This is a genomic window from Longimicrobiales bacterium (genome assembly GCA_035764935.1).
Lineage (GTDB): Bacteria > Gemmatimonadota > Gemmatimonadetes > Longimicrobiales > RSA9 > DASTYK01.
Window position 1 is genome coordinate 1 of record DASTYK010000141.1, and the last position, 9,533, is coordinate 9,533.

14 protein-coding genes are annotated in these 9,533 nt (G+C 67.6%); 1 reads left to right on the forward strand and 13 read right to left on the reverse strand.

The window, feature by feature from the left end:
• Window positions 1-192 (reverse strand): DUF488 domain-containing protein (locus VFU06_11360; GenBank protein ID HEU5209978.1); only part of this gene is annotated, 192 nt, incomplete at its 3' end.
• A 116-nt stretch (window positions 193-308) separates the two neighbouring features.
• Window positions 309-761: a GNAT family N-acetyltransferase gene (locus tag VFU06_11365; protein ID HEU5209979.1), complete on the reverse strand. Its 453-nt coding sequence runs from the start codon at window positions 759-761 to the stop codon at window positions 309-311.
• A gap of 54 nt (window positions 762-815) precedes the next feature.
• On the opposite strand from VFU06_11365, the gene VFU06_11370 reads away from it, so the two are divergent.
• The gene (locus VFU06_11370; protein HEU5209980.1) at window positions 816-1,607 is read left to right on the forward strand and encodes a hypothetical protein; all 792 of its coding nucleotides are present in this window, start codon (window positions 816-818) and stop codon (window positions 1,605-1,607) included.
• Between the two features lie 102 nt (window positions 1,608-1,709).
• Here the strand turns inward: VFU06_11370 and VFU06_11375 are convergent, their stop codons facing one another.
• The 11 genes from VFU06_11375 to VFU06_11425 form a co-directional block, all read right to left on the reverse strand.
• Window positions 1,710-2,195: a DinB family protein gene (locus VFU06_11375; protein ID HEU5209981.1), complete on the reverse strand. Its 486-nt coding sequence runs from the start codon at window positions 2,193-2,195 to the stop codon at window positions 1,710-1,712.
• Between the two features lie 195 nt (window positions 2,196-2,390).
• Complete coding sequence (locus tag VFU06_11380) at window positions 2,391-3,248, reverse strand: hypothetical protein (GenBank protein HEU5209982.1); 858 nt, start codon at window positions 3,246-3,248, stop codon at window positions 2,391-2,393.
• A gap of 67 nt (window positions 3,249-3,315) precedes the next feature.
• Entirely contained in the window at window positions 3,316-4,134 is an 819-nt protein-coding gene (locus VFU06_11385; GenBank protein ID HEU5209983.1) for a maleylpyruvate isomerase N-terminal domain-containing protein, read from the reverse strand.
• An 18-nt stretch (window positions 4,135-4,152) separates the two neighbouring features.
• A complete protein-coding gene (locus VFU06_11390) occupies window positions 4,153-4,629 on the reverse strand; it encodes a TspO/MBR family protein (protein ID HEU5209984.1) in 477 nt (158 codons plus the stop codon).
• Between the two features lie 19 nt (window positions 4,630-4,648).
• On the reverse strand, window positions 4,649-5,344 hold the full coding sequence (locus tag VFU06_11395; protein ID HEU5209985.1) for an aquaporin: 696 nt from the start codon (window positions 5,342-5,344) through the stop codon (window positions 4,649-4,651).
• 107 nt (window positions 5,345-5,451) lie between these two features.
• Entirely contained in the window at window positions 5,452-6,579 is a 1,128-nt protein-coding gene (locus tag VFU06_11400) for an aminotransferase class I/II-fold pyridoxal phosphate-dependent enzyme (protein HEU5209986.1), read from the reverse strand.
• 8 nt (window positions 6,580-6,587) lie between these two features.
• Complete coding sequence (locus VFU06_11405; protein HEU5209987.1) at window positions 6,588-6,974, reverse strand: VOC family protein; 387 nt, start codon at window positions 6,972-6,974, stop codon at window positions 6,588-6,590.
• Window positions 6,975-6,982: 8 nt separating this feature from the next.
• Window positions 6,983-7,384, reverse strand: a complete 402-nt coding sequence (locus tag VFU06_11410; GenBank protein HEU5209988.1) for a VOC family protein — start codon at window positions 7,382-7,384, stop codon at window positions 6,983-6,985.
• A gap of 115 nt (window positions 7,385-7,499) precedes the next feature.
• On the reverse strand, window positions 7,500-8,099 hold the full coding sequence (locus VFU06_11415; GenBank protein HEU5209989.1) for a pyridoxamine 5'-phosphate oxidase family protein: 600 nt from the start codon (window positions 8,097-8,099) through the stop codon (window positions 7,500-7,502).
• A gap of 75 nt (window positions 8,100-8,174) precedes the next feature.
• The gene (locus tag VFU06_11420; GenBank protein HEU5209990.1) at window positions 8,175-8,855 is read right to left on the reverse strand and encodes an alkylmercury lyase family protein; all 681 of its coding nucleotides are present in this window, start codon (window positions 8,853-8,855) and stop codon (window positions 8,175-8,177) included.
• Window positions 8,856-8,887: 32 nt separating this feature from the next.
• Window positions 8,888-9,436, reverse strand: a complete 549-nt coding sequence (locus VFU06_11425; GenBank protein HEU5209991.1) for a DinB family protein — start codon at window positions 9,434-9,436, stop codon at window positions 8,888-8,890.
• Between the last annotated feature and the right edge of the window lie 97 nt (window positions 9,437-9,533).

Consider the following 9,533-nt stretch of genomic DNA (forward strand, 5'->3'; position numbering starts at 1 on the left):
CCACCCCTGGTTGGGCGAGTCGGGATCGGGACGGCGCCGGCCGCCCAACGCCTCGATCCAGCGGTACTCGATGCCTGCCGATGCGAGCGTCAGGGCGAGTGCCTCGCTCGAGAACTGGGGGAAACGGCGCGAGCCGGGAAAGCGGCGCACATCGGCGACCAGCTCGATCCCGTGCGCCTGCAGCACGCTCACGAGCTCCGCGCCGGAGCGCGTCGAATGCCCGATCGTCCAGACGGTGGGGGGAAGGAGGTCGATGGAACCCGGCGCAACAGTGGTCGCATCGTGCGGAAGCGCCGCCCCCATGCCGGTCAGAGCGGCTTGCGGAAGTGAACGGCTCGCTCGACTTCTTGGAAGCCGAGCGCCGCGTGCGCCTGGTGGCTGACCTGGTTGTCCAGCAGCGCATCGGACGCCAGCTCGGAGTAGCCGTGCTCCCGCGCCCACGCCTCTGCCGCAGCCATCAGCGCTCCGCCCAGGCCGACGCCCCTCAGGTCCTCGTCCACGTACCAGCTCTCGACGTACGGTGTCCGGCCGCTGCACCCCTCCGCATAATCACGGACGGACAGTTCCAGGAAGCCGCCGAGTCGGCCATCCGCACGCTCGATCGCGAACACCACCTCCGGCAGGAGCTCATCGGCCGCGCGACCCTCGAGCCAGGCATCCATCGACGGCAGGTGATCGGCGTCCGTCGAGCCGGGGTAGAGCCCCAGCAGCATGCGAAGCCATTCCGCGCGATCCCCTGCTTCTATCGGTCGAACCTTCATCCTCAGGTCTGCACGCAGTATCATGTCCGTCGTGCCCGCTCATTTCGGAACAGCATGGTAGATCGAGACAGCCGTGACATTCCGGCGCGGCGCCCGGCGGCAGCGCCGGTGCCCGCACCCAACCTTACGACCTCCGAGCTGGAGGCGGTGATCCGGCGCGCCACGGAGCTGCAGGCGGGCGGTTCCGCCCGCACGGACGAGGGCGTCTCCGAAGCCGAGGTCGTCAAGATCGGACAGGAGCTCGGCCTCGAGCCCGCGGCCGTTCGGCGCGCCATCGCCGAGGTGCGCAGTCGCCCCGTCGAGGAGGGAGGCGCACTCACCGGCATGGTCGGCGCGCGCGTGGTGCGCGCATCACGCGTGCTGCAGCGGCCCGCAGCGACGACATCGGCCCTGCTCGACCGCTACCTGCGCGAAAAGGAATACATGGTCGCGCAGCGGCGCTTCCGCAATCGCACCCGGTACGTGCGCAATTCCAGCATCGCGGCCGGACTCGCGCGATTCGCGAGCGGCTTCTCCCGTGCGCACCCGCCGCTCGATCTGAAGGAGCTCGACGTCGCCGTCTCGCCCATCGACGACGCGAGCTGCATCGTCGAGGTCAGCGTGGACCTGGGCGGCACACGCGGCGGGATCGTGGCGGGCGTGCTCGGCAGCGGCAGCGCGCTCGCTGCAGGCTGGAGCGTGGCGGTCTGGGCCACGCCGATCGCGGACGCACTCATGCTGCTGGCACTGCCGGTGTTCGGCGGCGCGTGGCTCGGCATGCGCGCGATCTACGGCACGGTCTCGGGATCCGTCAGCGAAAAGCTGGAATCGTTGCTGGACCGCCTCGAGCACAACGAACTGGGGTAGGCTGCAGCAAAGCTCCCGGCTGGTCGTCCTGCGATGTTGCGCGGCGCGACTGCGCTCACGCATTGCCGCTCCTCCTCCGCGGTCTCGCCGCTGTGACGACGATCAGCTCGCCGCTGGATCCGGTTCCGCGTCGGCGCTCGGGCCGTAGATGTCCGGCACTCTGGAGCCGAGTGCCCGCAGGTGCGTCGACAGCTGCCCGCGATGATGAACGCTGTGGTTGTTCGCGAATCCGATCCACTCGGCTCGCGTCATCGACATCATGCCGAAGAAGTCCAGCGGCTGCGCGAGATCCTCGTCCGGCATGGCGCGCAGCCTGGCGAACGCATCCGGTACTGCGCGCTCGTAGAATGCGGCCACGTCTGCCACGCTCCCGAAGCCAGCCTCGACCTGCTTCACCTTTTCCGGATCGAACTCGAAGATGCCTCGCCGGATGCTTTCCATGAACCAGAGATCTGCCGTCGCGATGTGTGTCGCCAGTTCCCACGCAGACCGCGATTTCGGGTCCGGCCGATAGTCCCGCCGTTCATCGCTGACTGCAGCCAGCACGCGAAGAGTTGCGGGGAACTCGCGCTCCCACAAGGAAAGCATGGCTTCTGCAACGGTTCGGGCTGCTCCAGGATTCTGCATTCGACCTCGGCGGCGGCGGATGAACGTGGGCACCAGCTCGTCGGCACTGGCGGGGCTGTCATGATAAGGCACCGGCGCCCGGCTCGCCACGCGAGGCCGTGCGCGCCCGCCATCAGCTGGAGCCCGGCAGAGCCCGGCGGGCTGTGTAGCGGCGGTTCAGAATCCCGCCACCTCGCGCAGGTAGCGCTCGTAGCCCGTGGCCCCGGTGCCGCGCCCCTGCCAGCCGGCGAAGCCTGCGTCACTTCGCCAGAAACACTCGCTCGCGCCGCGGTCGACCAGGCTCGAAGCGACGTCGGCTCCCGGCACGCATCCGCCGGGCTGCGCCGGCGCTGCACGGCTTCCGAGGTTGCGATCGGCACGAACGGGGAAGTCGTACGCGAGATCGTGATTGTCGCAGGTGTCGATCGAGTGATGGCCGCGATCGCACGACGACCACGTCGGGTAATTCGCCTGTCTGCCCTCCGAAACCCACACGACCGGCCTCGCCTCCACCCACTCGAACAGCCGCAGGTCCCGGCCCCGGTACCACCGACAGTCGTCACCACTGCGACCGAAGCAGTGCGCCGACAGGAATATCCCGCCCACGCGCCAGTCGGCGCTCGTGTCCTGCTCGAGCTCGACCATGACGAGCTCGGAGTCGCCCGCATGGGGTGCGCAGTCGATCCACGGGAGCAGGCACTTCGCGCCGCTCCAGCCGCAGTCGTTGAAGTACGCCGGGAGGTAGGCGATTCGCAGCGCGTCCTTCACGCGCTGAACCGCGTACAGGTAGCCGCCGCCCAGCCGCGCATGCGCGGAATCCCAGTTGCAGCCGCCCGACCGGACGACGAGTCGGGGAGCAAAGGTGCGCGCGAGCTCCAGCTCGCACTCGTTGGACAGGCCGTCGTGATCGGCGTCCGTCCCGGCAACGGCAGCGCACACCGGGATGCTCACACCGTGCGCCTGCGCCGAAAGCTGCGCGGGTGCAGCAGTGACGACGAACAGCAGCAGTATGCGACGCACGATCGGACCCTTCATCGCCAGCGTACCATCCTGCCGCCCGTCGACTCCCGCGCGATTCCGCGGGAGCTCGATCGGTCAGGCATCACACCATCACGGCGCGCGCGTCCAGCAGCGGCGCGACGAGGTCGGCGTTGCCCGTTGTGTGAATGAGCGCCTCCGCCTGCGCCCGGGTGAGCCGGTGCAGCAGCAGCCGGCTCATCGCGAGGTCCGACGCCGTGATCGTCGCCGCAGGCGACGCCGGATTCTCCGGTTGCAGGACCCAGCCGTCCTGCTTCAGCAGGCTCCACGCACCGCCTGCCGCACCCTCGATCCGCAGCAGGATCGACGTTCCCGTCGGAGCGTCGATGTTTCGCAACGCGTGCGGCAGCGCGAGCAGGGATGCTTCCAGGACGGGTCGCAACCAGCGCGGCTCTGCCAGCGGGGGCGCGGACGTCGCTTCGCGGATCTGGTCCTGGTGGTGCCAGCGCTCGGTGTACTCCCGCGCCATGTCGAGCCACATCGCGGACGATGACTGGCCCGCCCACGCAACCGGAAACGTTGCCGGCGCCGCCGGATCGCTCGACTCCATGAGATCGGCGATGCGCGTGGTCGACGTTTCCAGCAGCTCGAGCAGCACCTGCGGGCTGCACCGCTTCGCGACGTCCAACCACGACCGGTTCAGGTCGTTATGGTAGGCCAGCAGCTCCGCGTCGGAGTCGATCGGGTGTGGCGGCGGCGGCACGTGACCATCACGCTGCGCCGAAAGGCGCCGCAGGTCGCCATCCAGCATGTGGGCAGCGACGTCCCTGACCGCCCACGTCCCTGCGGATGTCGGCCGGTGCCACCCGTCGGACGACAAACCGCCGAGCAGTGCGAGCAGCTCTGCCCCGAGGGGGCGAAACAGGTGCGACGTCGAGATCACGATCCTGGCCCCGTCGCGTCAGAGGATGCCGGGGTTCTGCCGGACGAGAGCGAACGTAAGCGCCGTCGCATACGCAACCCATGCCAGGTACGGCAGCATCAGTGCGCCCGCGAGTGGCCGCACCCGCCAGAATGCAGCGATCGTCAGCGCGATCACGACCAGCAGCACGACGATCTCCACCCGCGCCGCCGTACCGAGTTGCCAGGCAAAGAACAGCCAGCTCCAGAGCGCATTGAGCGCGAGCTGGACCAGGAACAGTGTCAGGGCAGTGCCAGCGCCGGCGGCGCTTCGCTCCTTCCAGACCAGCCACACGGCGATCGCCATCAGCGCATAGAGCACCGTCCAGACGGGCCCGAACAGAGAAGCAGGCGGAGCCCAGGACGGCTGGGACAGCGCTTCATAGAATTCCGGCGCGCGCCGTGTGGCCAGGCCGCCGATCGCGGCAGCGGCAAAACACACCACGAACGAGACGACCAGTGCCACCAGGCTCTTCATCAGCGCACCACTCGAACGGTCAGGAGCGCGACGGCTGTCCCGGTGCCGCCAGGTCCGCCTGCTGCGCGCGTGTCGCCGCGGTCGGCTTGTCCTCACCGAGATCGAGTGCATTGAACACCAGCGCCGCCACGGCGCCGCCCAGCAGATTCGCGACCAGGTACAGCCACAGCTGTGACCAGCCCACGATCCCCAGCATGGCGATCCCGATCGCGACGGCCGGGTTGAATGCACCGCCCGAGATGGCCCCCACGGAGTACGCACCCACCATCACCGTGAAGCCGATCGCCAGGCCGTAGTGGGAGTTGCCTTCGTTGCCGCGCGCCGTAGCGACATTGAGCACCACGTACACGAGTGCGAACGTGAACAGGAACTCGGCGACGAACGCCGGCCCGGTCTCCGGCGTCATCAGCGTCGCGGCGACGTCGCCCTTGAGATAGCGGATCGCCAGGACGGCCAGGATCGCCCCGACGACCTGGGCTGCCCAGTAGCCGAGCATGTCCGTTGCGGACGTGCGGCCGCGCAGAAAGACGCCGAGTGTCACCGCAGGATTGTAGTGACCGCCCGAGATGTGCCCGCCGGCGAAGATCATCACCATCAGCGCGGAGCCGATCGCCAGCGGCGCCAGCGCGCCGGCGCCAGGGTCAAGCACCACCTGACCGATCGTCAGCACGAGAAAGAACGTGCCGATCGCCTCGACGACAGTCTTGCGCAGCATGTGGTTGCCCTCGGGAAGGATGTGGTTGTGCTGGCTCGGTCCGCGACGACGACTGCCCGGTGCGGCACCGGAGCTGCCCCGCCGCTGAGTGGATCGGGTTCTCGAAGCTACGCCTGCGGGGCCGCAAGCGAAATCGCCGCGTCGAGGTCGGCCCAGAGGTCGTCGGGGTCCTCGATACCGACGCTCAGCCGGAGGAGTGAGGGGGGCAGGTGTTCCTGGCCCGGTACCGCCGCCCTGCGCTCCATGGTGGATTCGACTGCCCCGAGACTCGTCGCGTGATGGATGAGCCGGAGGTTGCTGCAGACGGCGTCGGCCAGTTCCGCTCCACCCCGCAAGTCGAAGGAGATCATCGTCCCGAAGCCTTTCAGGACACGCCGCGCCGTCTCATGCGTCGGGTGCGACGGCAGCCCCGGATAGCGCACACGCGTGACTAGAGGGTGGGCCTCGAGGTGCTCCGCCAGTTGCATCGCATTCTGCTGCGCGCGCTGCAGCCGCACTGCCAGCGTACGCGCGCCGCGCGTCGCGAGGAACGCTTCGAGCACGCCAGGCGTTGCGCCCATCAGCTCACGAGATTCCCTGAGTGCCTGCCAGAGCGCATCGTTTCTCGTGGTCGCTACGCCGGCGAGCAGGTCGGAGTGCCCACCGATGAACTTGGTCGCCGACTGCAGCGACACCGTCGCACCGAGGTCCAGCGGCTGCTGGTTCAGAGGCGTCGCAAACGTGTTGTCCACCGCGACGATCGCCCCTGGCTTGCGCGGTGCTGCACAGATTGCCTCGAGATCTGCGACGACCAGCAACGGGTTGGACGGGGACTCGAGCCAGACCAGATCCGCCGTGGGAAAGGCGCGAATCCATCCGGCCGTGTCCTCTACGGGAAGCCGCTGCACCGACCAGCGGTGCTTGCGTGCGCCGGCCGCCGCGAGGCCGGCGACGCCCTGGTAGCAGTCCTCCGGCAGCACGACGGCCGCCCCCGCGGGCAGCTGCTCGAACACCGCGGCAACGGCTGCCATGCCCGACGCGAATGCCACCGCCCGTCCGGACTCCAGCCCGCCTACGACCTCTTCGAGTGCCTCCCATGTCGGCGTGCCTTCACCGCGCGAGTAGGCGCGGTCGGTGCCCAGGATGAAATTGGACGCCGGCACCGGCGGCACGTTCAGTGGAGCACCGGGCTCGGAGGCGCGGCCGGCCGAGACGAGCCACGACTCGATCTTGATCTGGTCAGGTTCGATTCGCATCGCGGAATCTACTCTGCGCGGGCAATGAACACTGCGTAGCCATCGGGGTCATGGACGTGGAACTCACCGCCCGGATTGTAGAACGGGTACTCGATGTCGCCCACGTCGAGGCCACGGGACCGCAGGGCTTCATGGGCAGATTCGACGTCCTTCGTGTACAGCCAGACAGATGCGCTCGCATGTGTGGCCGAGAGCGCCTGCGCTGCAAGGTTGATCATCACGTGCGCCCTGCCACTGTGCATCCACGCCCAGACCGGTTTGGTCTGGCCCTCCGGCGTGTGGGTGCTGCCAACCTCGAATCCCAGCTGCTCGTAGAACTCGATCGTACGTACCACGTCGGTGACGGGCAGCATGGGGACCAGTGCTTCGAACACGGGGGGCTGAGCGTCTGCCATGATGCAGCCTATGCCTCCAGCACCTGGCAGGCCTCCAGGTAGTTGCCGTCCGGGTCGCTGAAGCCGAAGAACCGAACGCCCGCTCCCGCCTGGATCGCCTCGACGCCGTGCGCGTGCGCGCTGGCAAACACGTGAGCTGCTTCGACGTCGTCGACTGCGAAGATCGGGTACGTCCCCGACCGGCCTGCCGGCGCCGGTGACGCCTCTCCCGGCCTGCGCTGCCACAGCGTCAGACTGCCGGAACCGACTCCGAGCACGGCCAGCCGCTCCGCGTCGTCGTGGAAGACCGGATCGGTCCCCAGCACCTTCCGGTACCACCGAATCGCGCGCTCGAGGTTTTCGACGCGCAGGATGATCGTATCGATGCGATTGAACGGCGTCCGCTCCACGAATGCCCTCACCTGGTCCATGGCCGCTGTCACTCGTTTACACTGTGAGCTTGTGGAGCACCCTGCGGCGAACGCAAGGCTCACATCCGGCGAGCTGGTGATGCCGTGCTCCTCCGGCGCGCCCCGGCAGCCGACTTCAGGTCCGTGGCCGGGCAGGGTCATCGGCGGGCAGCACGTCGCGCGCCCACGCCGACTGTTTCCATGCCGGCACCGGCGTTTCGACCTCGGTGTGCGGCACGAACTGCGACCGCTCCACGAGCCGGTACCTGTGGATGTAGCGCGGACAGTTCGGATAGATCCGCAGCGCCTCGACCCGGACGACGAACTGCGCCTCGGGATAATGCTTCAGCAGCGGATCATGCAGCTCGATTCGTGCACGCCCGTCGACGCGCATCCTTCGCTGTGCCTCGAAATCGATGAAGAGCAGACCGACGGCATTCGTATCGGCGACATTACCCATCGACAGGTACATGCCGTTGCCGTCGTAGTTGGGAAAGGCGAGCTCCCGCGGGCCCGTAGTCCGTACGAAGCCCGGGTCGCCGCCCTTGTACGAGCAGGTCGGCTGACCCGTAGCGTCGACCGTGGCCAGGAAAAACATGTCGAGGCGCTCGATGAACGCGGCATCATCGGGTGTGAACTCCTCGTGCACCTTCACTTCGGCAAGGCGATCGGCGAGCCGCCGCGTATCGAACCGGTCCTGCAGCAAGCGCGACGCGGGCGTGTACTCCAGTGGCATAGCGGTACCCTCCTTCGAATCCGTTGGTACGCACATGCACGAATGCGCTCGCCGGGGCCGGTCGATTCCCGCGAGCTAGAAGCGGGTCGCTCCATCGGCGACCTGCCATGTCGGCCCCGTGAGCCCATGCTTCTCGAACAGTGTCGCAGCCTCCGCCGACGACCATTTCACCCAGTCGCGATCGAGATGGCCGCCGTACCACTCCTGTGCGAACGCGAGAACGAGTTCGAGCGGCTGGACGTCTCCGCGCGGAATGCGGTGTCTTCTGCACCAGCCCGCGATCTGCGCTTCCGACTCGAACAGCAGCATCGTGCTGCAGGTGTAAATCACATTGTCCCACGCCCGCGCCATTGGCACCGGGAAATGAACGCAGAGCCCGCGCTCCCGCAGCACGCCACCAGCCACGTGCAGCACGACCTGCTTCGACTCTGCCCCGATCGTGCTCGTCACCGTTGCGGATCCGCCCAGCAGCGTGACGGCGCCCATCGCGCACCAGGCACAGTTGGCCCAGCAACCGATGCGATCGGTCTGCACCCAGAAGTTCGTGGGCGCCGCCGAAAACGGGTGAGCTGCCCACACCTCGCCGGTGGCCGGGTGCAGCACCACACCATGGTAGTCCTGCAGTGCGACGAGGGCGTCGCGCACATTATCCGGCTGCTCGCCGAGCGCATCGGCGAGCTCTGCTATGGTGGGGGCATGCCCGTGATCGACGAAGGTCCGGATGATCCGGTAGTGCAGCTCGGAGTGGGTGATCAATTCACGCTCGTCGTGTTAGGCCACGCCCGCTCTTACCGGGTCAGGATCGGCAGATACGCCCGCCACGGTCCGACGTCCTGGCCGTATCGTTTGGCCATCACACGGGCGATCTGCGCGAGGTGGCCAAGGTCGTGTACCACCCACGATGACAGGAGCTGGCGCAGTGTGACAGGGCCCAGTGATGGGTGCTCACCCAGGAGGTCCAGCTCGCGCTCGCCGATGTTCCATGCTCGCAGCGTCTCGAGGTTCGCCCGCCTCAGGTTCTCGAATTCGTCCAGCAGCTCCGCCATGCTCCTGCCCGCGCTTTCCACACGGTGGGCAAAGCGGTCGAACGTGTCGAACCGTCGATTCTCACCCTGGTCGAGGATAATCCTCGCGCGGGTGATCCAGTCCGCACGCTCACCGTGAACCAGGTGCCCGACGTTCTCGAACGGGCTGAAGGTCTCCGGTCCCTCGTCGCACGTGATCCACGTGTCGGGAAGTCCGAGCAGCAGCGACCGCAGCACGGCTGGAGTCCGCTCGAGCACTGCGATTGCCTCGTCCAGGCTGTAAACGCTCGAAGCCGTCTGCGAAATCTGCATGGTCATACCTCAGTCGGAGTACGTGCCGGCCTGCAAGGTTTGGAACGGCTGGTCGAGCGTGGCAGCGTCACGCGACCGGCGTCTGCTGGTGAAATGC